This window comes from Nocardia sp. NPDC003979, assembly GCF_053605015.1.
The window spans coordinates 76890-101733 of sequence record NZ_JBSGIJ010000005.1 but is presented as its reverse complement, the minus strand read 5'-3'; the positions used below and the strand labels follow the sequence as shown (position 1 = coordinate 101733).

At 69.6% G+C, this 24844-nt stretch carries 22 protein-coding genes; 7 read left to right on the top strand and 15 right to left on the bottom strand.

The window, feature by feature from the left end:
- Positions 1 to 3: 3 nt before the first annotated feature.
- From ACWEVR_RS12890 to ACWEVR_RS12860, 7 genes are all read right to left on the bottom strand, one after another.
- On the bottom strand, positions 4 to 1038 hold the full coding sequence (locus ACWEVR_RS12890) for an ATP-dependent 6-phosphofructokinase (protein WP_067493464.1): 1035 nt from the start codon (positions 1036 to 1038) through the stop codon (positions 4 to 6).
- Positions 1039 to 1066: 28 nt separating this feature from the next.
- On the bottom strand, positions 1067 to 1954 hold the full coding sequence (locus tag ACWEVR_RS12885; protein WP_452467095.1) for a hypothetical protein: 888 nt from the start codon (positions 1952 to 1954) through the stop codon (positions 1067 to 1069).
- A 109-nt stretch (positions 1955 to 2063) separates the two neighbouring features.
- A complete protein-coding gene (gene fdhD, locus ACWEVR_RS12880; protein WP_452467094.1) occupies positions 2064 to 2873 on the bottom strand; it encodes a formate dehydrogenase accessory sulfurtransferase FdhD in 810 nt (269 codons plus the stop codon).
- 72 nt (positions 2874 to 2945) lie between these two features.
- Entirely contained in the window at positions 2946 to 3116 is a 171-nt protein-coding gene (locus tag ACWEVR_RS12875; protein WP_166655716.1) for a hypothetical protein, read from the bottom strand.
- 68 nt (positions 3117 to 3184) lie between these two features.
- On the bottom strand, positions 3185 to 6688 hold the full coding sequence (locus ACWEVR_RS12870) for a protein kinase domain-containing protein (protein ID WP_452467093.1): 3504 nt from the start codon (positions 6686 to 6688) through the stop codon (positions 3185 to 3187).
- 100 nt (positions 6689 to 6788) lie between these two features.
- On the bottom strand, positions 6789 to 7478 hold the full coding sequence (locus tag ACWEVR_RS12865; protein WP_357150499.1) for a response regulator transcription factor: 690 nt from the start codon (positions 7476 to 7478) through the stop codon (positions 6789 to 6791).
- Positions 7475 to 8773, bottom strand: a complete 1299-nt coding sequence (locus tag ACWEVR_RS12860) for a sensor histidine kinase (RefSeq protein WP_084476578.1) — start codon at positions 8771 to 8773, stop codon at positions 7475 to 7477. The genes ACWEVR_RS12865 and ACWEVR_RS12860 overlap by 4 nt, the downstream gene beginning before the upstream one ends.
- Before the next feature lie 156 nt (positions 8774 to 8929).
- On the opposite strand from ACWEVR_RS12860, the gene ACWEVR_RS12855 reads away from it, so the two are divergent.
- From ACWEVR_RS12855 to ACWEVR_RS12845, 3 genes are read left to right on the top strand one after another with little or no spacing between them, the layout of a single operon-like run.
- Positions 8930 to 9253, top strand: a complete 324-nt coding sequence (locus tag ACWEVR_RS12855; RefSeq protein WP_067493456.1) for a hypothetical protein — start codon at positions 8930 to 8932, stop codon at positions 9251 to 9253.
- A 34-nt stretch (positions 9254 to 9287) separates the two neighbouring features.
- On the top strand, positions 9288 to 10010 hold the full coding sequence (locus ACWEVR_RS12850) for an ABC transporter ATP-binding protein (RefSeq protein ID WP_452467092.1): 723 nt from the start codon (positions 9288 to 9290) through the stop codon (positions 10008 to 10010).
- Positions 10007 to 12496, top strand: a complete 2490-nt coding sequence (locus tag ACWEVR_RS12845) for an FtsX-like permease family protein (RefSeq protein ID WP_452467091.1) — start codon at positions 10007 to 10009, stop codon at positions 12494 to 12496. The genes ACWEVR_RS12850 and ACWEVR_RS12845 overlap by 4 nt, the downstream gene beginning before the upstream one ends.
- A 2-nt stretch (positions 12497 to 12498) precedes the next feature.
- On the opposite strand, the gene ACWEVR_RS12840 is transcribed toward ACWEVR_RS12845, so the two are convergent.
- The gene (locus tag ACWEVR_RS12840; RefSeq protein ID WP_452467090.1) at positions 12499 to 15411 is read right to left on the bottom strand and encodes a protein kinase domain-containing protein; all 2913 of its coding nucleotides are present in this window, start codon (positions 15409 to 15411) and stop codon (positions 12499 to 12501) included.
- 160 nt (positions 15412 to 15571) lie between these two features.
- On the opposite strand from ACWEVR_RS12840, the gene ACWEVR_RS12835 reads away from it, so the two are divergent.
- The gene (locus tag ACWEVR_RS12835; protein ID WP_452467089.1) at positions 15572 to 16468 is read left to right on the top strand and encodes a hypothetical protein; all 897 of its coding nucleotides are present in this window, start codon (positions 15572 to 15574) and stop codon (positions 16466 to 16468) included.
- Between the two features lie 10 nt (positions 16469 to 16478).
- Here ACWEVR_RS12835 and ACWEVR_RS12830 read toward each other — a convergent pair whose 3' ends face one another.
- Entirely contained in the window at positions 16479 to 17144 is a 666-nt protein-coding gene (locus ACWEVR_RS12830) for a response regulator (protein WP_452467088.1), read from the bottom strand.
- 9 nt (positions 17145 to 17153) lie between these two features.
- Positions 17154 to 18317: a sensor histidine kinase gene (locus ACWEVR_RS12825; RefSeq protein WP_452467087.1), complete on the bottom strand. Its 1164-nt coding sequence runs from the start codon at positions 18315 to 18317 to the stop codon at positions 17154 to 17156.
- Between the two features lie 165 nt (positions 18318 to 18482).
- Here ACWEVR_RS12825 and ACWEVR_RS12820 point away from each other — a divergent pair, with 165 nt between their 5' ends.
- On the top strand, positions 18483 to 19235 hold the full coding sequence (locus ACWEVR_RS12820) for a hypothetical protein (RefSeq protein WP_452467086.1): 753 nt from the start codon (positions 18483 to 18485) through the stop codon (positions 19233 to 19235).
- Between the two features lie 40 nt (positions 19236 to 19275).
- Positions 19276 to 19707: an SRPBCC domain-containing protein gene (locus tag ACWEVR_RS12815; protein ID WP_067636924.1), complete on the top strand. Its 432-nt coding sequence runs from the start codon at positions 19276 to 19278 to the stop codon at positions 19705 to 19707.
- A gap of 127 nt (positions 19708 to 19834) precedes the next feature.
- On the opposite strand, the gene gatA is transcribed toward ACWEVR_RS12815, so the two are convergent.
- A complete protein-coding gene (gene gatA / locus ACWEVR_RS12810; RefSeq protein ID WP_452467085.1) occupies positions 19835 to 21322 on the bottom strand; it encodes an Asp-tRNA(Asn)/Glu-tRNA(Gln) amidotransferase subunit GatA in 1488 nt (495 codons plus the stop codon).
- Complete coding sequence (gatC, locus tag ACWEVR_RS12805; protein WP_067987962.1) at positions 21319 to 21615, bottom strand: Asp-tRNA(Asn)/Glu-tRNA(Gln) amidotransferase subunit GatC; 297 nt, start codon at positions 21613 to 21615, stop codon at positions 21319 to 21321. Before gatC ends, gatA begins: the two co-directional genes overlap by 4 nt.
- A gap of 214 nt (positions 21616 to 21829) precedes the next feature.
- Between gatC and ACWEVR_RS12800 the strand changes: the two genes are divergently transcribed.
- Positions 21830 to 22480 (top strand): ACT domain-containing protein, encoded by a 651-nt coding sequence (locus ACWEVR_RS12800; protein WP_067493223.1) that lies wholly within the window; start codon positions 21830 to 21832, stop codon positions 22478 to 22480.
- Here ACWEVR_RS12800 and ACWEVR_RS12795 read toward each other — a convergent pair.
- The 3 genes from ACWEVR_RS12795 to ACWEVR_RS12785 all read right to left on the bottom strand — a co-directional run bounded on the left by ACWEVR_RS12795 (position 22473) and on the right by ACWEVR_RS12785 (position 24604).
- Complete coding sequence (locus tag ACWEVR_RS12795; protein WP_452467084.1) at positions 22473 to 22991, bottom strand: GNAT family N-acetyltransferase; 519 nt, start codon at positions 22989 to 22991, stop codon at positions 22473 to 22475. The two genes, ACWEVR_RS12800 and ACWEVR_RS12795, sit on opposite strands and share 8 nt — an antisense overlap.
- Positions 22992 to 23056: 65 nt before the next feature.
- The gene (locus ACWEVR_RS12790; protein ID WP_067493220.1) at positions 23057 to 23401 is read right to left on the bottom strand and encodes a hypothetical protein; all 345 of its coding nucleotides are present in this window, start codon (positions 23399 to 23401) and stop codon (positions 23057 to 23059) included.
- An 18-nt stretch (positions 23402 to 23419) separates the two neighbouring features.
- Positions 23420 to 24604, bottom strand: coding sequence for an AAA family ATPase (locus ACWEVR_RS12785; RefSeq protein WP_357150510.1), 1185 nt, complete (start codon positions 24602 to 24604; stop codon positions 23420 to 23422).
- Between the last annotated feature and the right edge of the window lie 240 nt (positions 24605 to 24844).

The window sequence follows — 24844 nt, the reverse complement described above, 5'->3', positions numbered from 1 at the left end:
CCCTCAGCCGAAGAAGGCCTGCGCCTCGCTGAGCCGTTCGGCCGGAACCCGTTTGAGCTGCTTGGTCGCCTCCGACAGCGGGACCAGACCGATGGTCGTACCGTGCAGGGCGACCATCATCCCGAAATGTCCGGCGTGCACGGCCTCTGCCGCGTGCACGCCGAAGCGGGTGGCCAGGATCCGGTCGTAAGGTGTGGGGCTGCCGCCGCGCTGGACGTGGCCGAGCACCGTGGTGCGCACTTCTTTGCCGATCCGGCGCTCGATCTCGGACCCCAACTGCTGCGCGACACCGGTGAACCGCTCGTGCCCGAATTCGTCGATTCCGCCTTCACGCAGCGTGAACCCGGAATCCGGTGCGGGGTGGGCACCTTCGGCGACGACACAGATGAAGCTCTTCTCGCCGCGCTGGAAGCGGGACTTGATCATCGCGCACACCTGCGCGACATCGAAGGGTTCCTCGGGCACCAGCGTCAGGTGCGCGCCCGCGGCGATGCCGGAGTTCAGCGCGATCCAGCCCGCGTGCCGTCCCATCACCTCGACGAGCATCACCCGCTGATGCGATTCGGCGGTGGTGTGCAGGCGGTCGATGGCCTCGGTGGCGATCGACAACGCCGTGTCGTGGCCGAAGGTGACATCGGTGCAGTCGATGTCGTTGTCGATGGTCTTGGGCACGCCGACCACCGGCACACCCTCCTCGGCCAGCCAGCTGGCCGCGGTGAGGGTGCCTTCGCCGCCGATCGGGATCAGGGCCTCGATGCCGTTGTCGTCGAGGGTCTGCTGGATGCGTGGCAGCCCGGCGCGCAGCACGTCGGGGTTGGTGCGGGCGGTACCGAGCATGGTGCCGCCCTTGGTGAGCAGCCGGTCGGTGCGGTCGTCGTTGTGGATGCGGATCTTGCGGTCCTCGAGTAGGCCTCGCCAACCGTCCTGGAACCCGACGATCGCGTCGCCGTAGCGGCCGTTCGCGGTTCGGACCACCGCCCGGATCACCGCGTTCAGCCCTGGACAGTCTCCGCCTCCGGTCAAGACTCCGATGCGCATGGCGTTCATCTTGCCCCACCAGCGCGGATCAGGGGCAGTGGCCTCCGGCGAGCTCGTCGAGGTGACCCGAGAGCAGGGTCGCCATCTTGTCGAGCATGGTCATACCGTCGGCGAAAGCGCCCGAATCGGGTTTGGCCGCAAAGGCGACCGCGATGCGGCCCGAGGGCGAATCGATCAGCCCGAACTGACGGACCAGGTACTTTCCGGACGTATCCGGCCCCCACCCGCCCTTGAACTCGGCGCTGGTGAATGCCCCGAGACCCCAGCGGTGGCTGACGACGATCTGCTGCATCAAACCGACCACCCGCTCGCTCTGCGGCAGGCACGGCAGCTGGGCGGCGAACCGGACCTGATCGGCCAGCGCCCACTCGGCCTGGCCGTAGATAGAGGCGTCCGAGCGGGTACGCACGGTCGGCACGGTCGTCGTGGCGTCGCCGCCTTCGCGCAGGACCCCTTCCACCGCGGCGGCCGCGTCGGCGTTGTCGCCGAAGGTCGACCACAGCGCGTCGGCGGCGGCATTGTCGGAGGCGGTGATGGCGGCGTTCACCGACGAGTTGTAGGCGCTGGTGCGACGCGAGACCGCGATGGCGAGCGGCACCTTGATCGTCGACCAGGCCGGGCCGGTCGTCCAGTCGCCGAAGGTGACCATCTTGGTCCCGGCGACCGGCATGATCGCCATCCCCACGCTGCCACGCAGACCGCGTTGCAGATCGGCGAAGTCGGCGGCCAGGCTGCCGGGCACCGCGACGGAGACCTCGGCTGTCACCGGGCCGCCCGGCAAGGTGGCCGGACTCTTCGTGGTCACCTGCGGTGCGGCGGGGCTGCTGTCGGAACCACAGCCCGCGGTGACCAATACGGCAACGCCCAGCAGTGCTGACAGCGCCACCCGTATCAGGTGGCGTCGGTTGTTCGTCATGATGTGAAGCATTTTCGTTTGTGAACTCCCCCGGGCTTTCGGTGCTGGGTAGCCGTGTCCGACACCGTACTGGGCTGTATGGCCCAACGCCCACTTCGTCCGTAAACCGTCAGGTCACACGGTTTTCACCCGAGTAGATGTTCATCGATTCGCCACGGACGAATCCCAGTAACGTCGATCCGGACTCCACGGCGAGGTCGACGGCGAGGGCACTCGGCGCCGATACCGCGGCCAGAATCGGGATGCCCGCCATCACGGCCTTCTGGACCAGTTCGAAGGAGGCCCGGCTGCTCACCACGAGCACCAGGTCGTGCGCCGGGATCCGGTTCTCCCGCACCGCCCAACCGATCACCTTGTCGACGGCGTTGTGCCTGCCGATGTCCTCGCGCAGGGCGAGCAGGGTGCCGTCGGTGGTGAACAGGCCAGCCGCGTGCAGACCGCCGGTGGCGTCGAAGAGTTTCTGCCCTTCGCGCAGCAGGCCGGGCATCCGCGTCAGCACCTCGGTGTCGACGGCCGGGACCGCGGGCGGCAGCGGGAAGCGGGTGTGGGTGCGGACCTCGTCGAGGGCGCTCTTGCCGCACAGGCCGCAGCCGCCGGTGGTGACGAGGTTGCGCGGGTGTAGCGGCACGGGATCGCGCAGCCGCACGTCGAGCACGTTGTAGGTGTTGCGGCCCTCGCTGTCGGTGCCCGCGCAGTAGCGGGCGGTGACGATGTCGTCGGCGGTGCCGATGACGTTCTCACCGAGCAGGAAGCCGTGCACCAGGTCGATGTCGTTGCCCGGTGTCCGCATGGTGACCGAGAGCGACTGCCCGTCGACCCTGATCTCGAGTGGTTCCTCGACCGCGAGGGTGTCGGGGCGCTCGACCCGCCCGGCCGGTGACAGCCGGACGGTCTTGCGTCGTGCGGTGACTCTGCTCATCAGGTGTGCCGATCAGTCGGTGACGAGCGGTGCTCGTCGTCGCCGGAACGACGGTAGGCGAACCGGCCGGGTCTAGTCGTCTTCGTCGTCGGCGGCCTTGTTGCGTGCCCGCGCGATCTCGAGCGCCCGCTCGGCCGTCGCCTGGTCCGGGTACGGCCCCATCCGGTCGCCGTACCAGCAGGACTTGCCCTGCTCGGCCTTGTGATGCTTGAGGCAGTAGTACCACTGGTCGTCATCAGCCATACCGACAGTATGCAACGATTCGCATATCTGCGTCCGCAGGTCGGCGCGGCGTGGTGCGAAGCCGGTGGTCAGTACACGTAGACGACCGCGTTCTCGCCGCCGGTGCAGGTGACGAGCTTGCCCGCGGGCGTGCACGTCATCGTGTAGGTGCGGCCGGTCACCGGGCTGGTCGCCACCACCTCGCGGGCACCGCTCGCGCCGCCGCCCGCGTACGCCTCGCGAACCGCCTGCGCGAACGGGCAGCTGGTGACGGTGTTGCCGACCGCCGCCTTGCTGAAACTGCCACTGTCCGAACCGGAATCGCACGGTTGCGCCCCCGCGGGCAGGGTGACCGGGCCGGCCGAGGTGGTCGGTGCGGCCGTGGTCGCCCGTGGTGCGGTGGTGCCGGTCGGTCCGGCGGGCACCAGCGAGGTCGACGGCGCGCCCGCGGTGTCGGTGGAGTCGGTGGCCGCCATCAGCCGCCAGCCGATCGCCCCGCCGATGGCGACGACGATGACGGCGAGCACGCCGACGAGGATCGGCAGCAGCATGGATCGGCGGTTCGAGTCCTGTTGGGACCAGGCGGGTTCCGGGGCATAGGCTGGTTCGGGGCCGTAGGGGCCGTCGTTGTCGCGGTAGGCGTGGTCGCCGTAGGCCTGCTGGTCGTCGTACTGGGAGTAGGCGGCCTGATCGTTGTACGGATTCGCCGGGTCGACAGCATTGTGCGCGCCGAAGGGCGCTGCGCCACCACGGTATTGGTGGGTGGGCTGGGAACGCTGCGGGTCCGGGTCGTCGAAGCCGTAATGCTCCGTCGGCTGAGAGCGCTGTGGGTCCGGGCTGTCGAAGCCGTAATGCTCGGTCGGCTGGGAGCGCTGCGAGTCCGGCCCGTCGAACCCGTAGTGCTCGGTCGGAGAGGAGCGGCGCACCTCCGGGCCACCGGGGTAGTGCTCGGTGGGCGCGGAGCGTTGGGCGTCCGGGTAGTGCCGGGTCTGCGCGGACCGCTCGTCACCGATGTTCGCCGGGTCGAATTGTTCGGTGGGCGGGCTGAATTGATCGTTCTGCCCGTAGTGCTCGGTGGGCGCCGACCGCCGATGTTCCGGACCGAACACCTCGGTGGGTGGGGCGAAGTGGTTGCCGCTGCCCGGCTGGGCCGGGTCTCGACGGTCGTGGGGCGGGTCTTTTCGCTGGTCGTCGACAGACCGTGGGTCGTACTGCTCGGTCGGCGGACCGAAGGCATCGGGACGCCGCGAAGCCGAGTCCTCGTCGGCCGGGAACCGGTCATCACCGTCCGGACCGAACCGATCACCGCCGTGCGCCGAACTCGCCTCCGCCGCATACGGACCGAACGGATTGGCTGCGCCAGCGGACCGGGAATCCGGTGCGTGACCAGGCCCCGGGAATCGCTCGTCGTCGAATTGCCCGGCAGCAGGGCCGAATCGATCCGCGTCGAACTTCTGAGTCGCGGGCGCGGGCGTGTTCGCCCTCTCGCCCGGTCGCGGCCCGTACGGCTGACCCGGACGTGGTTCCGGACCGTTCTCGACACCGAAAGGTTCTGCGGGAGAACCGAATCCGGGGTTGCGCTCGGGCAGGTCGGTGCCGGCCAGCGGGTTCGGTCCGGTGCCACCGGGGGCCGGCGGGGAGACCAGCCGGGCGGGTGGGGCCGGACGGTCACCCGGGCTCTGACGGGAACCGAAATCAGCGGGCGGCTGCCCACCCGGCACCGGGTACTCCCCGGAGTAGCGCTGGGTCGGGGCACTGCGTGGCGGCACCAGTGGGCCACGCTTGGCGTCGCCGGGACCACCGAATTGCGGCACAGGCGAGGAGGTTTCGCCGGGCCGACCCCCGCCGTATGCGGGACCGCCGGGGTGCGAGCCGCCGGGTTGCGGGACCGGCGAGGAGGTCTCGCCCGGCAGACCACCGCCATACGCGGGACCACCGGGATGAGAGCCCCTCGCGACGCCGGGTTGCGGGACAGGCGAAGAAGTATCACCCGGGCGATCGCCGCCGTACGCGATACCGCCGGGGTGAGAGCCGCCGGGTTGCGGGAAGGGCGAGGAAGTTTCGCTTGGTCGACCGACGCCGTACGCCAGACCACCGGGATGAACACCGCCCGGTTGCGGGACAGGCGAAGAAGTTTCACCCGGCCGACCACCGCCGTACGCCAGACCACCGGGGTGCGGGGCGCTGGGTTGCGGTACGGGCGAGGAGGTTTCGCCTGCTTGGTTGTCGCCGTAGAGGTGGGCGTCGGGGAACGGGCGCATCCGCGGGAGGCCCTGGTCGGGGGTGTAGGCGGGAGGTGGTGTGGGGACGACCGGTTCGGGGGTGGCGTCGTCGGCCGGGAGGGGCGCGAAATAGGTGTCGGCGGGGTGGATTTCGGTGGGGCCGGTGGGCTGGATGACGGCGGGGATGGACACCTCGCCGCTGCCCTCGACCGGAACACGGTGGAAGCCCGCGGTGTCGGTGCGTGCTTCGGGCGGGCGGATGATGAGCGTCGGCTGGGCGCCGGTCGCGGATGTCTGGCTGCGGGAGGTCTCGATGCCGCCGGTCGCGGTCACCGCGCCGACCACCCGGAACTCCCCGGTCGGCGTCGGTTTGGGCTGCTCCTGTGCCTCGTCGTCCCGCTCACGCGGCGCGTTCGAGCCACGGCCCGTGCCTGGTCTTGCGGCGGCATCGGTGCCCCGCGCCCCGGTTCCTGGCGCGGCCGCAGCGGCGCCACCGATGATTCCACCTGCGGCATTACCGAATCCGGCCGCCGCGGGCACCCCGTGACCGGGCGCATTGACCGGCCCACGGCCGACGATCGGGCCTGCTCCGGGTGCGCTCGCCAAGGCCTGCCTGGCGGCCGACGCCAGCGCACCGGCACTCGGGTACCGCTCGGCGGGATCCTTCGCCATGCCGACGGCGATCACGTCGTCGAACGCGGCGGGCAATCCGGCGATCACGGTGCTCGGGCGCGGCGGTTCCTCGGTCAGGTGGGAGCGGATGAGCACACTCATGCTGGCACTGGGGAAAGGGGATGCGCCGGTGAGGCATTCGTGCAGCACGCAGGCCAGCGAGTAGATGTCGGCGCGGTGCGAGATGGGGGCGGCGTCGAACCGTTCGGGCGCCATGTAGATGTAGGAGCCCATGGCCATCCCGGCCTGGGTGAGCGCGCTGTCGCCCTCGGTGTGGGCGATGCCGAAGTCGGCGAGGTAGGCGAAGTCGGCGGGGGTGACGAGGATGTTGGCCGGTTTCACGTCGCGGTGCACGAGCCCGCCCGCGTGCGCGGCGTCGAGGGCGGCGGCGATCTGCTCGACCACGGCGACCGCGCGTTCCGGGTGCAGCGGCCCCCCGGCGCGCAACACGCTCCGCAGGTCGGTGCCGGGCACCAGTCGCATGTCGATGAACAGCACCCCGTCGATGACGCCCCAGTCGTGGATCGGGATGACGTGCGGTTCGGCCAGTTTCGCCGCGGCCTGGGATTCGCGCCGGAACCGGACCTGGTAGGCGGGGTCCTGGGCGAGTTCGGCGGCCAGCAACTTCAGGGCGACTACCCGGTCCTTGCCGGTGTCGTAGGCCTCATAGACCTCCCCCATACCGCCTTTGCCCAGCATCGACCGCAACTCGTACGGGCCGAATCTGCTCCCCGTCCGTGACCCAGGTGCCTGCACCGGCGTCCGCCTCCCACGTCTTGCGGGCCGTGGGACCCGCGTCTCAGAACGACGATTCTCCCGGTGTCACTATGCCGTGGTCAAACGCGAACACGATGGCGGCGGCGCGATCGCGCAGGTCGAGCTTGCCGAATATGTGCCCGACATGGCTTTTCACAGTTACTTCCGAGATGCCCAGTTCGGTGGCGATCTCGCCGTTGACCCGGCCGCGTCCGATCAGTTCGAGCACCTCGTACTCGCGGGCGGTGAGGTCGCCGAGGCGGCGGTCGGTACGGGTACCGGCGTGTTTCACGGTTCGGTAGGCGGTGAGCACCCGGCCGGTTACCGACGGATCGAGCCAGGCACCGCCCGCCGCGACGGTGCGGACGGCGCGGATGAGGTCCTCGGCCGGTGAGTCCTTGAGGAGGAAGCCCGCCGCACCCGCGCGCAGGGCGCCCGACAACAGTTGGTCGTCGTCGAAGGTGGTGAGGACGAGGACCGGTGGCGCATCGGACCGCGCGCGCAGCAAACGGGTCGCATCGATGCCGCCGACCCGTTTCATGCGCAGATCCATCAGCACCACGTCGGGCCGTTCGGCGGCGACGGCGGCCGCCACCTCGTCACCGTCGGCGCATTCGCTGACGACGAACCCGTCGCGACGGCGCAGGATGCGGCGCAGTCCGCCGCGCACCAGTTCCTGGTCGTCGACGACGAGCACGGAGACGGGGTTGTCGATCGGCGCGGCGGCCGTCACTGGTCCTCCTGGGTTTTCGGCCGGAGCAAGCCGGGCAGCATGGTGGACAGTGTTCCGCAGGAGCCCGATTTCAGCGGAAACTGGGCATGCACGGTCCAGCCGTCGTCGTCGATTCCGGCCCTGATGGTTCCGCCGAGCAGTTCGGTGCGTTTGCGCATGCCGCGCAAGCCCATTCCGGTGCCGAGGCGTGGTGGCGGTCCGAGAGGCAGAGCGTTGCGCACCTCGAGGGCGGCGAGTTCCGGTGTCACGTCCAGCCGCACCGTCGCCGCGGCACCCGGTGCGTGTTTGGCGACATTGGCCAGCGATTCCTGCCCGATGCGGTACAGCGCGTGGCCGACCGCGCCGGTGACGACCGACAGCTCGCCGGTGCGCTGGTAATCGACGGTGAGTCCCGCGCGCCGGAAGTCACCGACCAGTTCGTCGATATCGGCGGCGCCGGGTTCCGGCTTCGGCTGGGCGGGACTGGTGTCGAGCATGCCGACGGTGCGACGGATATCGGCCATGGCCTGGCGGCCGAGGCGTTCCGCGTCGACGAGCGCCTCCACCGCCTCGGTGACGTCCTCGTCGGTTTGCAGTGCGCGGCGCGCGGCGGTGAGGTGCAGCAGGGTGATCGAGAGCGAGTGCGCGATCACGTCGTGTACTTCGCGCGCGATTCGGCGTCGTTCCTCGTCGGCGGCCTGACCGGCTCGGATGGCCTGGTTCTCGCGTTCCTGATACAGGAACCGGCGCTGGTACTGCAGCATCATCCCGACGAAGGTGCCGAGCACGATGCCGAGCACGTACATCGGCAGACCTTCCAGCCGTTCTCCACCCCACTCCAGGTGTCCGGCCAGGTCGAAGGCGATCAGTTCGGCGATCGCGAGCAGGGTGAAACCGAGCGTCATGCCCCGGGTCGTCACCGCGGCCACCTCGCCCGCGACGACGACGAGGACGAAGGGGGCGAAGTCGGCGGGGACGGGTTGCAGCAGGAACAGCGCGCAGGCCAGCAGCCCGCTGGCCTTCAGCAGGACGGGATAGGGCTTGATGTCGAACAGCGCGTACAGCGGGACCGGCAGGAACGCCGCGAACATGGCGAGCAGCGGCAGCACGGTCGGGAAGTACTCGTGGCGCTGGATGATCGCGGCGCCGGTGACCGCGAGCAATGCCACGTCGGCCGACACGATCAGGGCGGGCGGATAGTCGTAGGGCAACGAGGCGAGCCGCGTCCGCACGGACTCGGTGAACCGGTGCGCCACCGCGCGCAGCCGGGCCGTCGGCCTCGGCCGCCGTGCCGCAACGGTGTCGATCACCTCCATCCTGTCAGGCTAGCCGCCTGGGCAGCCCGCGACATCGTCCCGGGAACGGTCCGCGTCTCCTACCTGGGTAGGAGAAGAAGTCGCGTCTCCGGCACGACGAATAGCCGCGTCGCGCTCCGTAGCGTTGGCTGCACCCGCTCACGGAAGGTGAAGTTCATGACCTGGACCGAGCTGCATCAACGCACCGACATCGTGCACACCGTTCTCGCCAGGGCGCAGGTCGACCCGAACGACCCGGGTCTCTTCGCCGGTCTGCCGGATCTGGACCGTCTCTTCGGCGGCGTCGACGGCCTGCTCCGGGCGCTGGCGAACCGCTGGGACAACCACCTGCGCGTCAAAGTCGAGCAGGCCGAGTTCGACGGCAAAACCCTGGTCGAGGCGTATCTCGAGCTCGCGGCCGAACAGCCCGCGCTGCGTGCTCTTCTCGACGCGCACACCGCGATCGGGCAGACTACCCGCGACCGCGCCCTGGCGCGCTGACACCCGCCACCCGAATACTCTTGGGGGACAACACATGACCGATAACGGCACGCCGCAACCTCCGATGCTGGAATTGACCGGCGTCGTCAAGCGGTATCGCGTAGGTGACCAGCAGGTCCGCGCGCTCGACGACGTGAGCTTGCGCATCGAGACCGGGCAGTTCACCTCGATCATCGGTCCGTCCGGTTCGGGCAAGTCCACCCTGCTGCACCTGCTCGGCGCACTCGACCGGCCCGACAAGGGTTCGATTCGCTTCCGCGGCACCGAGATCGGTGATCTCGACGAAGACCGGCAGGCCGCGTTCCGGCTCGAGCAGGTCGGTTTCGTCTTCCAGTTCTTCAACCTGCTGCCCACGCTGTCGGCCTGGGAGAACGTGGCCGTGCCGAAACTGCTGGACGGCACCGGATTACGCAAGGCCAAGCCGCGCGCGCTGGAACTGCTCGACCTCGTCGGGCTCGGCGACCGCGCGCAGCACCGGCCCGCCGAGCTCTCGGGCGGACAGATGCAGCGGGTGGCGGTGGCGCGCGCACTCATCATGGACCCGCCGTTGATCCTGGCCGACGAGCCGACGGGCAACCTGGACTCCAAGACCGGTGAGTCGATCCTCGGCCTGCTCGGTGACATCACCGCGCAGGGCAATTCGGTGGTGATGGTCACCCACGACATGGGTGCCGTTGCCTACTGCGATCGCGTGATCACGTTGCGCGACGGGCAGATCGGGGCCGACGACCAGGTGCCCGCGCGGGTGCGCGCATGATCGCGGCACTGGACCGGTTGCGGCTGTTCAATATCGGTGACCTCGTCCGGCACCCTGGGCGCACCGTCATGTCGACCGCGGTGATGGCGGTGTCGGCGGCGTTGCTCGTCGCGGTGCTGAGCATCTCCGGATCGGTGACCGGTTCGGTCGACCGGCTCACCAAGGGGCTCGCGGGCAATGCGGTCCTCGAGATCACCGGTATCACCGACGCGGGGTTCGAACAGTCTCTGCTGCCTGCTATTTCGGCCACGCCCGGTGTGGCGACGGCGGCTCCCATGCTGCGCAGCACGCTCGGCGCGGGCCCCGACCGGGCTCTGCTGATCGGTGCCGACCAGAACATCAGCGCGCTCGGCGGCGATCTGACCGGACCCATGTCGCAGTACACGGCCAAGCTGGTCAGCACACCGCGCGGCGTGCTGGTGGGTGCGGCGACGGGTTACCGCGAGGGTGACTCGATCCCGATCGGCGGCGGCACCGCGACGGTCGCCGCTGTGCTCGACGAGTCGGCCACCGATCGTCTCAACGGTGGTCACGTCGTCGCCGCGCCGCTGCCGCTGGCCCAGTTCCTCACCGACCGCGTCGGCAGGCTCGATTCGGTGCAGATCATGGCGAAGCCCGGCACCGATATCGCCGAGCTGCGCGCGGCGCTCACCGCGGCGGTCGACGGACGGGCCGTGGTCGCCGAACCCAGCCTGCGGACGGCGCAGGCGGGTGGCGCCATCCAGATCATGCGGTACTCGACGCTGATGTCCTCGGCGGCAGCGCTCATCGTGGCGGCGTTCCTGATCTACAACGCGATGAGTATGGCGGTGGCACAACGCAGGCCGATGCTGTCGTTGCTGCGCGCGATCGGCGGTCAGCGTGGGCCGATGGTGCGTGATCTGCTCGTGGAGGCGGCGATTCTCGGGCTCGTCGGTGGCGCGATCGGTTCGGCGATCGGTGCCGTGATGGGCCGGTTCTCCATCGACCGGCTGCCTGCCGCGATGGTGCAGTCGGTGGAGGCACGCACCGAGTTCCTCGTCCCGAACTACGCGGTGCCCGTCGCGATCGCCGCGTGTGTGGTCGCGACCGTGCTGGCCGCGGCGATCGCGGCCCGGCAGGTGTATCAGGTCGCGCCGGTCGAGGCGCTCGCCCCTGTCGAGTCGGGCGATGTCGCCGCCGCGGGGCGCGGGCTGCGGTGGGCCGCGCTGGTCGGCGGTATCGGTCTCATCGGCGCGGCCGTCGCGTTGGCCTACATCGATCTCGGCCGGCTCTCGTTGGCGGCGATCACCGTGTCGTTCACCGCGACGGTGGTGTTGTGCTTCGCCGCGACCGGGCCGATCGTGCGGACGGCCGGGTCGATCGCCCGCTGGTTCGGTGCGCCCGGAGCGCTCGGTGCGACCACACTGGAACGTGCGCCGCGCCGCGTGTGGGCGACGGCGATGACGGTGACGATCGGGGTAGCCGCGGTCGTCGCGCTCGGTGGCGCGTCGCAGAACATGGTCGATTCGGCGACCGACTCGTTCCAGAGTCTAGGTGAAGCAGATCTGTACGTGAGTCCGAGTCCGGTCGAACAGTTCCCCACCGGGCCCGTGCTCCCCGCCGACGTGTCGGACAAGGTCGCCGCGGTGCCCGGTGTGGCCAATGTGAGCCCGGGACAGATGGCGTTCGCGACCATCGGCAGCGGGCGGGTGATGCTGCAGGGTTACCCGCCGCGGGTCGAGGACAGCAGGCTCGGCGCCGTCGACCCGGCCGTCATCGACCGGATGGCGCGCGGGGAGGGCGTGGTCGTCACCCGCGACGTGGCCCGGTCGCTGGACCTCGAGGTCGGCGATCAGATCACCATGCCCACCCCTTCTGGCGAGCGTGAATCCACTGTGCTCCAAGTGATTCCGTACTTCACCGCTATCTCCGGCGTGGTGATGATGAGCCTGGACCAGATGCGGGAGTGGTATCAGCGGCCCGGCGAGACGGTGCTCGCGGTGCGCTTCGAACCGGGTGCCGATCCGGCCGCCGTGCACGCGGCGGTGCGGGCGGTGGTGCCCGAGGAGATCCACGTCGACACCGGTGCGGCCCAGGTCGCGGCCATCTCCTCGAGTGTGGAGCAGGGTGCGGCGATGAGCACCATGATCCTGTGGATCGTGGTGCTGGTGGCCACGGTGGCATTGCTGAACACGTTGATGCTTTCGGTGCTCGAACGCCGCCGCGAGCTCGGTGTGCTGCGCGCCATGGGCACCAATCGCAAGTTCCTGCTGCGCTCGGTACTCGCTGAGGCAGCGGGGATCGGGATCGTCGGTGCGGCGATCGGCATGGTCACCGGTGCGGCGGTCCAGTACCTGGGCACCGTGGCGATCGGGCACGCCATGACCATCGACATCGCCTACGCGCCGAGCCCGCTGCTCGTCGTCTACGGCATCGTCGCGCTGGGGCTGGCGCTACTCGGCTCCATCCCGCCCGCGGTGCGCGCGTCGCGCATGCCGATCGTCGCTGCGCTGGCCGTCGACTGAGGTCACAGCGGCACCTCCGCCCACCAGGCGATCACCTCGTCCTGGGCGGAGGGCCGCGGTGCGCCGCCGGTCCCGCTGCTGCCCCGGCGGCTCACCACGACGAGATAGTTGTCGCGGTCCGGGTCGCCGGGGAAGCCGATCACCTGGTGCGCGGTCTGCATGCGGCTGGTGGCCGGATCGGGCACCACCCAGCGCCGCACCGTCACCGGCACACCGTCCTTCTCCGCCCCGAAGCGGACGGCGGCGGGGAATGCGTCCATGGCGGAGCGGGCCTGCGCGGAGTTCGCGTATTCGAGGACGAGATAGCTCACCGCGCCGAGCCCGTTCTCCACCCGCTCACACTGCCATCCCGCGCTGATCGGGTTCCACTGCAGCGCAGGCTCTTTCCACTCCAATTCGCTCACCTGCCGAACCCCGACACAATTCGCCCCGCGATACCCCTGTCCCTCGATCCCGGTGCCCTGCGGGACCAGCGTCGGGAACACCCGCCTGCTCGCCAGGAACGAATCGGTCGCCTCGGCCACGGCACTCGACGGCCCCGTCACCACACCTCCGATGGCCCCCTCGTCGTCGTCCCCGTCCGGCAGAACCACCACGACCAGCGCCAGAACCACCGTCACCAACACGACAACCAGCGCCGCGAGCACCACCCACCCGAGCCGCTGCAACCCCGACACCGGCCGAGACACCGCCGACTGCCGACGATAGGGAACCGGCCAAGGATGCCGTCCTTGCGGAGGCCGCCCAGGACCACCCATTCCCGGCCCTCCCCCCGGCGGTCGCATCGGCATCCCCGCAGACGCGACCGGTGTGGCCGCGGCCTGCGCAGGCACCGCCCCGACATCGTGCCCGCGCTCACCGCCACCCGAACCATCCCGGTGCGCACCGAAATCCGGGACGTCGGAGCCTTCTCCGCCCTGCGCCGCCTCCCCAGCAACCGGGGGCGACGCCACCTTCTCACCACCGTCCGACCCCGGCACGCCGCCGAGCGCAAACGGTCGGTCCACCGCCGCGGCACCTGTTATGGGGCCGCCGGCAGGGGAAGCACCCTGATCCGACTCGTCTTTCAGATCCGGCGCAACGGAATCGCCCCGATCGGGCAGTTCTTCAGCGCCGGCGTCGGTGTCCGACTCGGCATCGGCGGTGTGTTCCCCAGCACCCGAAACCGCTGAACCGTCCGGCATATCGACGTGCGTGCGTGCGTTCCCGACTTCCGCCCCGCCGACCGCTGGGGTTCCACTTCCGGTCGACGTCGACCGCGCGCTCACCGCCGCCTCCTCCCAGGCGGTCTCTGCGCGCGGGGCCGCCGGCTCGGCAGCTTCCACAGCCGAACTGGCGGCACTTCCTCCGTCAGCCATGATGACCGGCGAGTCCGCTTCCGAACCGCTGGTCGTCGTGTGCGTCGCACCACCGGCTGCTCCCGGTGCGCTGTCCTGCCTGGTCGCGGCCATGCCGGGAACAGCAGTGACTTCCGTTTGTGCCGAGGCATTTTCGGAGTCCGAGCGATCCTGGTTCGGCATACCGAGGACATCGGTCGCAGCGGTGCTCGACACCTCCTCTGCGACGGGTTCGGCGGGCACGACTGCACTGCCGACCGACGACGAACCGTCTGCCGCAGCGGCTTTCGCTGCCCCCGGAGCACCACCCGGCGGTGGCGCCGACTGCTGAGCGGGCTGGGCTGGTGACTCGACCGGAGGGTGCTGCGCGACAGACTGAGCCGGTGGTCGCTGGGCCGACGGTTGGGCCGCAGGCTGGTGAGACACAGGCGGCGCGAGCAATTGAGGCGGCGGAGGCTGAGGCGCGAGCTGCTGTGCAGGCGGTTGAATCCCAGGCTGTTGTGGAAGCGGCTGCGGGGCCAGACCCTGCTGCACCGGCGGTTGAGCCACAGGCGGCTGCACCGGCGGCTGGCCGACGTAGGGCTGCCCGGCGGGCGGGCCGGCCGGTGCCACTGGAGGTGCCGCCGGGTGCCAATTCGGTTGGGGGGCAGCGGGTAACGGTGGCGCATAACCAGGGGCCGGCATGGATGCCGGCTGCCCCGGGACAGGTTGCGGCGAGTACGACGCAGGAAGAACCGGCGGCTTGGACGAGGTGAGGGCCCGACGGGCCGCCTTGGCGAAGGCGGTGCACGACTCGTAGCGGGCCGCGGGATGTTTGGCCATGGCGGCGGCGAGAACCGCGTCCATGGCGGGAGGTAGGCCCGTTCGGCGCAAGGCGAGTGGCGGTGGGGGTGCGTAGAGAGTGCCCCGGATGATCTCGTTGGGGTCGGGCGAGTCGAAGGGCGCCAGGCCGGTCAACAGCCAGTACAGGGTGCAGGCCAGGGAGTACTGGTCGGAGCGGTGGTCGAGCTCGGCGCCGGTCATCTGTTCGGGCGAGGCGTAGGCCAGGGTGGCGGTGAACATGCCCTGCTGGGTGAGGTGGGTGGAGTCGGCGCGCAGGCGGGCGATCCCGAAGTCGGTGAGGAACACCCGCTCCCCCTGCCCGCCGCCGGATCGTGCCAGCAAGATGTTGGCCGGTTTCACGTCCCGGTGCAGCACACCGTGTCCGTGCGCGTAATCCAGTGCGTCGGCGACACCTTCGATGATCTGCACCGCGCGCTGCGGTGGCAGGGTACGCGGATCGACGGTGGCCGCGTCGATCCCGTCGACGTACTGCATGCTGATCCACAGCTGTTCGTCCTCGGCGCCCCGATCGAACACGGTGACGATGCCGGGATGATCCAGCGCCGCGGCCAGATCCGCTTCACGCTCGAACCTGGCCCGAATCCGCGCGTCCGCGAAAAGATCCCGGTTGAGCAGCTTCAACGCGGTCAACCGGTCCAGGCGCGGGTGCCGGGCCAGATACACCGTCCCCATACCGCCCTGGCCGAGCATCCGTTCGATGGTGAACCCGGCGAACACATCACCGATCTCGTGCACCACGACCCCCTTTCAGCGCCCGTCGCCGGACAGCGCGACCGTCCCGGCATATGCGAAACTTACTGGCATACGCCCGAGATCGTCCGGGCGCGCTAGACGAGTAGTTTGCACCGCCGGAACACAGCGCCCCCGCGCAACCGGTGGTGGGGAGGGTTTTCAGGTGGCTGGCTCTACTGTGAAGGCTGCCTGTCGCGGTCTCGTGTCCGGTGTGCTGTTGATGTCGGCGGCGCTGACCGGCTCGTGCGCGGTGCCCGGCAACCCGACCGCCGCGACGGCGCCGACGGTCCAGCGCGACGAGGGCGAGGCCTGGCGTCCCGGTCAGTCGGTGATCCTGCCCGACTCGCTGGCCGCCGAATTCACCCAGCTGCAGGCGACCCTGCCCGGCCAGGTGGGGATGGCGTTGATGCCGGTCGGCGGCGGACGGATGACGATCTACGGCGACTGGACCACCGGCATCGCCTGGTCCACCATCAAGGTTCCGCTCGCCGTCGCCGCCCTGCGCCACGACCACGACCAGTCCATCTTCGAGATGGTGCAGGCCGCGATCACGGTGTCGGACAACGACGCCGCCTACGGCCTGTGGCAGTCCCTCGGCGACGGCACGGCGGCGGCCGAGGCGGTGCAGCAGGTACTCGACGAGGCCGGTGAGGTGAACACCGACAAGCCGGAGATGCGTACCGAACTCGACTACACGGCCTTCGGTGTCACCGAATGGTCGCTGGCCAACCAGGTGCGCTTCGCCTCCAAGCTGCCGTGCCTGCCCGACACCGAGGTCGTGATGCGGTTGATGGGCGAGATCACCCCCGAGCAGGGCTGGGGCCTCGGCCTGCTCGACCACGCGGAGTTCAAGGGCGGCTGGGGTCCCGACGACGACACCGGCATGTACACGGTCCGCCAGTTCGGGCTGATCCCCGTCGGCAGCGGCCAATTGGCGGTCGCCCTTGCCGCACAGGCGGATTCGGGCAGCTTCGAGGACACCACCGCCCTGCTCGACCGGATGGCGCTGTTGCTGGCACGTCATCTGCCCGACCTGCGGGGCGGAGTGTGCCCGCGCTGAGCGGGCCCGCTCAGCCGGGAACGACCAGACCGGATTCATAGGCGAGGACGACCGCTTGGGCCCGGTCGCGCAGGCCGAGCTTGGAAAAGACTTTGGACACATGCGTTTTCACGGTCTGCTCGGCCACGAACAGTTCGCTCGCGATCTCGGTGTTGGACAGGCCCTTGGCCACCAGTTCGAGTACTTCGCGTTCGCGCGGTGTCAGTGTCGACAGGGCGGGCGCCGGTGCGGTGCGCACGGTGTTGCGCCGCCGGGTCACGTCCGCGATCAAGCGGCGGGTGATCGTCGGTGCGAGCAGCGCCTGTCCGTCGGCGACCACCCGCACCGCACGCACCAGTTCCTCGGCGGGTGCGTCCTTGAGCAGGAATCCGCTGGCGCCCAGGCTCAGTGCCTCGTACACGTAGTCGTCGATGTCGAAGGTCGTGAGCATGAGCACCCGCACGGGCGGGTCGAAACCGGCGGCGAGGATGGCGCGGGCGGCGTCGAGCCCGTTCATCTCGGGCATGCGCACATCCATCAGCACGACGTCGGGGCGAAGCCTTTTCGCTTCGGCGACCGCCACTTTGCCGTCGGGGGCGTCGCCGACGACGCTGATGTCGGGTTGGGCACCGAGCAGAGCGCCGAAGCCCTGCCGGACCATCGCCTGGTCGTCGGCGATCAAGACGGTAATAGCCACGCGACCACCTTACGGGGTCGGCAGCGTCACCGAGACCTCGAATCCGCCGGTCGCAGTGGGTCCGGCGAGCAGTTGTCCGCCGACCGCCGCCACCCGGGTACGCATGCCGTCGATGCCGTGCCCGCCGCCCGTGCTCTTGTTGGGCACACCGGTGGCGGGGTCGTTGTGGACCGTCACCGTCACCAGCCCGGGCCGCACGCCGACCGCGACGCGCACAGGGGCGCCGGGTGCGTGCCGCGCGCAGTTGGCCATCGATTCCTGGACGACGCGGTACACGACCAGCCCGGTGGTCTCGGGCACGGCCGACAGGTCACCGTCGACGGTCCACTCGACGGGCAGACCCGCACGCGCGGCCGACTCGCACAGCGCGGGCACGTCGGCGGCGCGCGGTTGCGGTGCGTGTTCGGGCAGCTGCCCGTCGCTGCGCAGCACGCCGAGCATGCCGCGGATCTCGTTGAGCGCGGTGCGCGCGGAGACGCCGATGGATTCGAATTCCGCCGCGGCCGCCGGGTGCAGATCGGCGATCCGGTAGGGCGCGGTCTGGGCCTGCACCACCACCATGGACATGTGGTGGGCGACCACATCGTGCAGGTCACGGGCGATGCGCGCCTTCTCCTCGAGGATGGCGCGGCGCGCGCGTTCCACCTCGGTGACCTCGGCCTGTCGCTCGAGTTTGGCGCGGGAGGCGCCGACGGTCTGGAACAGGTAGCCCAGCAGGGCCAGCGCGCCGAACCCGATGGGCCAGCCCCACAGCGGACCGTCGGCAGAACCGGGCATGGTCGTGGCGAACAGCATCGACTGCCCCGCCCAGGCGACGACCACCACCGGCAGCGGCGCGCGTAAGGCCACCGCGAACAGCAGCACGAACAGCACGATGACGTGCACCACCTGGAACGGCAGATCGTTGCCCGGTATCGGCGAGAGCACCAGCGAGATGAGCAGCGCCGCGCCGGCGGAGATGGCCCAGCCGAGGGACGGGTTGATCCGGACGAGCAGAAGCGGGAACACCGCGAGCCCCGAGATCAGCGGTGCCACCGCCGAGGGCACCTCGTGGGTGACGAACAGCGTCGGCCACGCGACGCTGTACAAAATGAGCGCTACCAGCACGGTCGCCAGATCGAACCAGGTGTTCGCGTCGATCCGGCGTGCCGAGGTGCGCAGTTGTCCGGTCATGGTCACGAGCCTAGGAAACGGGCCGTCGACCCACCTCATACCCACGAACGAACTCCGACCCCCTACCCTGGTGTGACCCCGGCGCCGGGACACCACCCGCGCGCCTCGCGAAACCGGTCCACAGCGGGATGCCGCCGTACGACCCGCTCCTTACTGTCGGAGGCCATGAAAACCCCGCTTCGCCCGGCACCCGCCGCTCGCCGCGCCCGTGCCACAGCTTCCGCGTCGCCCGCCGACACCACCACTCCCCATCGCCGCCGCAGTGGCATCGCGCTGTGCACCGCCGGGCTCGCGATGGCCTCCGCGGTCGTCATGTCGGCACCGGGTGCGATGGGTACAACCCCGGGCAGCGGGGTCGAGAACGCGGCCGCCACCGCCGTGGTGCGCTCCCTCACCGACGACGACCCGGACGCGCCCGCGCTCATCCCCCGCGATTTCGGTTTCAAGTTCGGGTACGACCCCGCCGAGCAGGACGGCATGCTGGTGAACCCGAACGGCGGCTGCTCCTCCCCCGTGACATTGCCGGGCGAGTTCGAGGCCGCCTGCAAGGCCCACGACCTGGGTTACGACATGCTGCGCTACGCCGAACGGGTCGACGAGCCGCTCGGCCCGTGGGCACGGCGCTCGGTGGACGCGGCCCTGAACCGGCGCATCCACGCCGCCTGTGAGCTGCGCGACGACGAGTTCTCCCGCGCGCGCTGCGGTGTGATGGCCGATATCGCCTTCACCGCCGTCGACGTGAACTCGCGCAGGCAGGACTACGCCGCACCGGTGGTGGAGAACGTCTTCGCCGAGACCGACCCGGCCGACCGGCCCAACCTGTGGCCGCTGGCACGCACCGTGCTCGGGTTGTTCGCGGTGACGGCGGCGTGCGCGGTGATCATCGACGCGCTGCGCAAACGCCGCCGCGTGGTCTGAGCACATTGCCGTTTTCTAGAACTTGTTCTAGCTTTCACGCATGACTCTGGTGATCGACGAGACGGTCGAGATCGATGCCCCCGCCGCGAAAGTCTGGCAGGTGCTCACCGATTTCGCACACTACGGCGAGTGGAATACCTTCTGCTACGAGGCCTCGAGCACCCTGGTGCCCGGCGAGCCGATCGACATGATGGTGAATCTCGGCGGCAACAAGCGCGCCCAGCGCGAGTGGATCCGCACCCACACGCCGGGCGTCGAGTTCAGCTACGCGATGAAGCCGGTGCCGCTGGGCGCGCTGCACAGCCTGCGCTCGCACACCGTGGTCCCGCTCGGCGAGGACCGCTGCCGCTACGAATCGCGCTTCACCCTGGCCGGCTGGCTCAGCCCCGTCGTCACCCTGGCGCTCGGCAAGCACCTGCGTGCCGGGTTCGACGCCATGACGGCCGGGGTCGCCGCTCGCGCCGTCTCGTAACGTCGCCCGCGCGCTGGACTCGGCGCGATGACCGCCCGGCCGCGAACCGAACTCGCTGTCCGCGCCTACGAAAAGCGGGGCCCGTCAAGGATTCTCATCCTCGACGAGCCCCGCTCGGTACGAACTCTCAGACCGCGCCCGGTGTGGGCAGCGGGCCACGGGCCGCCTCATAGGCCGCACCGACCCGGTACAGCCGGTCGTCTGCCAGGGCGGGCGCCATGATCTGCAGGCCCACCGGCAGGTTGTCGTCGGCCGACAGCCCCGACGGCACCGACATGCCGGGGTGCCCGGCAAGGTTGGTCGGCAGGGTGCACAGGTCCGACAGGTACATGGCGAGCGGGTCGTCGACCTTCTCGCCCAGCTTCCACGGGGTGAACGGGCTGGTCGGCGACACGAGCACGTCGACCTTCTCGTAGGCGGCGTCGAAGTCGCGCGCGATCATCGTGCGCACCTTGAGTGCCTGACCGTAGTAGGCGTCGTAGTAGCCGGCCGACAGCGCGTAGGTGCCGATGATGATGCGGCGCTTGACCTCCGGGCCGAAACCGGCCTCACGGGTCAGCGACATCACCTGGTCGGCGCTGTGGCTGCCGTCGTCACCGACGCGCAGGCCGTAGCGCATGGCATCGAAGCGCGCCAGGTTCGACGACACCTCCGAGGGCATCACCAGGTAGTACGAGGACAGCGCGTACTCGAAGCTCGGGCACGACACCTCGATCACCTCGGCGCCCAGTTCCTTCAGCACCGCCACGGCGGCGTCGAAGGAGGCGAGCACGCCGGGTTGGTAGCTGTCGGAATGCAATTCGCGCACCACGCCGACCCGCACACCGGTCAGGTCGCCGTTGGCGCCCTGCCGTGCGGCCTCGACCACCGGGGCCACCGGCACGTTGCGGGAGGTGGAGTCGCGTGGGTCGTGCCCGGCGATCACCTCGTGCAGCAGCGCGGTGTCGAGCACGGTGCGACCACACGGGCCACCCTGGTCGAGCGACGACGCGCACGCGACGAGGCCGTACCGGGACACGGTGCCATAGGTGGGCTTCACGCCGACGGTGGCGGTGACGGCGGCGGGCTGACGAATCGACCCACCGGTATCGGTGCCGATGGCCAGCGGCGCCTGGAACGAGGCGAGCGCGGCGGCCGAACCACCGCCGGAACCACCGGGGATGCGGGTGGTGTCCCACGGGTTGCGGGTGGGGCCGTAGGCGGAGTTCTCGGTGGACGAGCCCATCGCGAACTCGTCCATGTTGGTTTTGCCGAGAATCGGGATACCCGCGGCGCGCAACCGGGTGGTGACGGTGGCGTCGTAGGGCGACATCCACCCTTCGAGCACCTTCGACGCGCACGTGGTCGGCATGTCGGTGGTGGTGAAAACGTCCTTGAGCGCCAACGGAACTCCCGCCAGCGGCGAGGCGGGCTGCTCCCCCGCGGCGATCGCGGCGTCGACCACGGCGGCCGCGGCCAGCGCCTGCTCGCTCGCGACGTGCAGGAAGGCGTTGAGCTCGCCGTCGACCTTGCCGATGCGATCCAGGTGCGCCTGGGTGACCTCCGTGGAAGACACCTCGCCGCCGTGGATCTTGCCGGCCAGCTCGGCCGCCGACAGCGTGGTCAACTCGCTCATTCGCCCTCTCCCAGAATCTGCGGGACCAGGAAACGCTGCTCTTCCACGGCGGGCGCCTGGTCCAGCGCCTGCTCGGGGGTGAGACCGGGCACCACCACATCGGGCCTGGTCACATTCGTCGTCGGGTTCGGCGACGCGGTGGCGGGGACATCGGCGGCGACCTCGGTGATGGTCCGCACATGGCTGAGGATCGAATCCAGCTGACCGGCGAACTGGTCGAGTTCGGCGTCGGTCAACGCCAGCCGGGACAGCCGGGCGAGGTGAGCGACCTCGTCGCGGGAGATTGCGGGCACCGCGGGACCCCTTTCGGCTTCGGGTGGGAAGAACTTCCGGTACAGCCTAACGAGGTGGGCGAACAGCCCCGGACGCACCCGCCTCGCACGAAACTTCACCCTCCTCGGCGCGATGGGGTCATACTCGAGTCGAGATCCCTCGGTTGGGGGTGTAAGTATTGCTTCACCGGGTATTCGTCTCGAACAGCCTCGGCCGTCAAGGAAAGGAACGCACGTGTCATACCTGCTCCGCGTGCAACTTCCGGATCGACCGGGAAGCCTCGGTTCCCTCGCATTGGCACTCGGCGGAGTGGGCGCGGACATCCTCTCGCTCGACGTCGTCGAGCGCGGCGCGGGATTCGCCATCGACGATCTGGTCGTCGAAGTGCCTACCGGCGCACTGCCCGACACCCTCATCACCGCCGCCGAATCCGTGCGCGATGTGAGTGTCGACTCCATCCGCCCGTACTCCGGCGTCCTCGACACCCATCGCGAGCTCGAGCTGATCGATCAGGTCGCCGGCGCGCGCGACGACCGCATGCAGGTCCTCGTCGACGGGGTGCCACGGGTGTTACGGGCGGGCTGGTCGACCATCATCGCGCTCGGCCCCTCGGGCGCCTACCGGGTGGTCGGCAGCCCGAGTGCCCCTGAGACACAAGCCGGTTCGGCTCCGTGGATGCCCATCGAGAAGCCGATGTGGCTCGACGGCGAAGCCGAATGGGTGCCGCAGATCTGGCGCGACATGGACACCAAGCTGGCGGCCGCACCGCTCGGCGGATCCGGTAAAGCGCTGCTGCTCGGCCGCCCGGGCGGGCCCGATTTCCGCCCGTCCGAGGTCGCGCGGCTCGGCTACCTCGCGGGCATCGTGGCGACCGTGCTCAACTGAGCGCCAACCGCATCACGAACAGCGGCAGCCCGTCGTCGGTGCGCCAATTGCGTTCGGGCACAGCGACGAAGCCCAGACGCTCGTAGATGCGATGCGCGTCGACCATGGTGGACATGGTCGTCAGCGCCACCGCCTCGTAGCCACCAGTCTTCGCCTCCTCGATCACGGTGCGCACCAACGCCGTTCCCACCCCGAGGCCACGCGCCCGCTTCGACACCGCAAGCATCCGGAACTCGAGTTCGCCGGGGCGGGCGATCTCGGCGTAGGGGCTGCCGGGTTCGGCGATGGTGAGCGATCCGACGACCTGCCCTTCGTGCAGGGCGACGAGCACCTGTGCGTGCGCGGCCCGGTGCGCCGCGTCACCCAGTTCCCGCGTGTAGTCGTTGTCGGCGGGCACATACCCGTCGCCGACGTACACGTCGACGGTGAGGGCGGAGATGGCGTCGTATTCGTCGGGCTGCGCGGTCCGGATCTGCGGACCGCTCACTGTTGCGTGGTTGTTGCCGTGCATTCCCGCATGATCGCACCCGGGCGGCTGTGAGCTTCGACGCACCCGTCCCGACCACCGGGACCGTCTCAGCTACCGAGATATGGCCGCAGGCCCGGGTGCTGTGCGGACCAGCGGTCGGGGTTGCGCGGTGAGTAGACCACATCGAGCTGGTCACCGATCGACGGCCACTGCGCCGCGTCCCACGCGAACCGCCCGTACACGACCTTCGCGGGCACCGACGGGCCCGTGATGGTGCCGGTGATGGTCACGTAGTGCTCGCCGGTCATGGCGGGCAGCGGGCTCACCCCGGTCACCGACAGCGACCCGTGCTCGACCTGAACTCCGCCACCGCCGCCACGCCTGGTCAGGAGGGCGCCGATCATGACCACGAGCATCGTCACCATGGCCGCCGCCATCACCACTTCGAGCATGACCCCATGGTAGGCCGACTACAGACCGACGAGTTCGCTGACGCCCTGCGTCCGGCGCACCTGCCACACCGCCGTCCTGGTGCGCTGGGACCGGCCGTTGTTACGGTCGATGAGCGCGCGATTCGCGGTGGTGTAGATCAGCTGGGCGCCGCGGGCGTTGGTCTCCGGGTTCTGGAACAGCTGCACCAGACGGTCGGTCTCCTCCACCGGCAGGCCCGCACCGAGATCGTCGACGGCGAGGACACCGCCGGTGTCGAGCGCCTCGAGCATCGCGGGCAGCACCCGCAGCAATGCGCGGGTCGCCGTCGATTCGTCGGCCAGGTCGAACGCGATGTCGATGCCCTCGTGCACCAGGCTCAGGCCGGGGCCGCGCCGGTCGACCATGCGGCGGTACAGGGTGTCGCGGGCGGCACGCAGCGTGCTCAGTTCCCGCTCCACCAGCACGGCATCGGCGCCGCCCTGGTCCAGTTGTGCTGTGAGCGAGGCGATTCCGGCATCCATGTCACGCAGGTAGTCGGCGTACATCGGGTCGTGCTCGGCGATCAGCAGATCCTCGATCCCTAGATCAGCTGTGCGCAACAGCATCAGCAGGCGCGCGGCGTTGTCGGGCGAACGAGAGATGTGGCTGCCGAGCTCGTACGCCAACGCCTCCGCACCGATATCGCCCTGCTGCACTTGCAGATTCGCCGCGAACCAGCGATACGCGGGTACCAGAGCCTCCGCGTACAACTGACCGGCCAGGCTCAGCAGCAACGCGTTCGGCCGCAGCAACGGCACCAGCGCCGTCACCCCGTACCGGGCCGCCTCGAACATCGGGCCGATCTTGACCTGATCCCCGTTGCGCTCGAACACGATTCGCTTCCGCGAACGCGGATGGGTGTAGAGCCACTCGGCGATCACATCGGCACTGTCGAGGCGGAAGCCGTAGGTATACGGAACGCCCTCCGCCACGAAACCGGCCACGAATTCGGTCGGCCGGTCGGCGAATCCGAGATGTGGCCGACGCACCGGACCCGCGTACGGATCCCACCCGCTCACCGAATTCAAGACGGCATCACGCATCTGCGCGAGCGCGTCGACCACACTGGTCTTCCCCGACGCCGCGACGCCGTACACCGCCGTCACCGGCACCGCGAGCGGTCCACCGGCCCCCTTGGTCAGCCGCAATTGCTGCGCCTCGGCCAAAGACCCATGATTGGCCACCTGAAAACTCCGCAACAAGTGCTTGTCCGCCTCTCTATTCCGCCTCCCCGAGAATCTAGGCCAGATTCAGGTGGGGGGAGGACTCCCGTTGGCGGCCAGACCATGTAGCAGGTCACCGTCGCCCGTTCCCGGTGAGTTACCCATGTTCTCACCTGCTGTCGACGCGACAGTCGATGCCCGAGGCTTCGAACAGACGTCAGAAGGTCTGTGTGGACCGACGGTAGCAGGTGTCATCGGCAC

Bases quoted from the DNA above. Each gene is read 5' to 3' on its own strand.
- ACWEVR_RS12890 (WP_067493464.1), bottom strand. From the start codon at position 1,038: ATGCGCATCGGAGTCTTGACCGGAGGCGGAGACTGTCCAGGGCTGAAC.
- ACWEVR_RS12885 (WP_452467095.1), bottom strand. From the start codon at position 1,954: ATGACGAACAACCGACGCCACCTGATACGGGTGGCGCTGTCAGCACTG.
- fdhD (WP_452467094.1), bottom strand. From the start codon at position 2,873: ATGAGCAGAGTCACCGCACGACGCAAGACCGTCCGGCTGTCACCGGCC.
- ACWEVR_RS12875 (WP_166655716.1), bottom strand. From the start codon at position 3,116: ATGGCTGATGACGACCAGTGGTACTACTGCCTCAAGCATCACAAGGCC.
- ACWEVR_RS12870 (WP_452467093.1), bottom strand. From the start codon at position 6,688: ATGCTGGGCAAAGGCGGTATGGGGGAGGTCTATGAGGCCTACGACACC.
- ACWEVR_RS12860 (WP_084476578.1), bottom strand. From the start codon at position 8,773: ATGGAGGTGATCGACACCGTTGCGGCACGGCGGCCGAGGCCGACGGCC.
- ACWEVR_RS12855 (WP_067493456.1), top strand. From the start codon at position 8,930: ATGACCTGGACCGAGCTGCATCAACGCACCGACATCGTGCACACCGTT.
- ACWEVR_RS12850 (WP_452467092.1), top strand. From the start codon at position 9,288: ATGACCGATAACGGCACGCCGCAACCTCCGATGCTGGAATTGACCGGC.
- ACWEVR_RS12845 (WP_452467091.1), top strand. From the start codon at position 10,007: ATGATCGCGGCACTGGACCGGTTGCGGCTGTTCAATATCGGTGACCTC.
- ACWEVR_RS12825 (WP_452467087.1), bottom strand. From the start codon at position 18,317: ATGACCGGACAACTGCGCACCTCGGCACGCCGGATCGACGCGAACACC.
- ACWEVR_RS12820 (WP_452467086.1), top strand. From the start codon at position 18,483: ATGAAAACCCCGCTTCGCCCGGCACCCGCCGCTCGCCGCGCCCGTGCC.
- ACWEVR_RS12815 (WP_067636924.1), top strand. From the start codon at position 19,276: ATGACTCTGGTGATCGACGAGACGGTCGAGATCGATGCCCCCGCCGCG.
- gatA (WP_452467085.1), bottom strand. From the start codon at position 21,322: ATGAGCGAGTTGACCACGCTGTCGGCGGCCGAGCTGGCCGGCAAGATC.
- ACWEVR_RS12795 (WP_452467084.1), bottom strand. From the start codon at position 22,991: ATGCACGGCAACAACCACGCAACAGTGAGCGGTCCGCAGATCCGGACC.
- ACWEVR_RS12790 (WP_067493220.1), bottom strand. From the start codon at position 23,401: ATGCTCGAAGTGGTGATGGCGGCGGCCATGGTGACGATGCTCGTGGTC.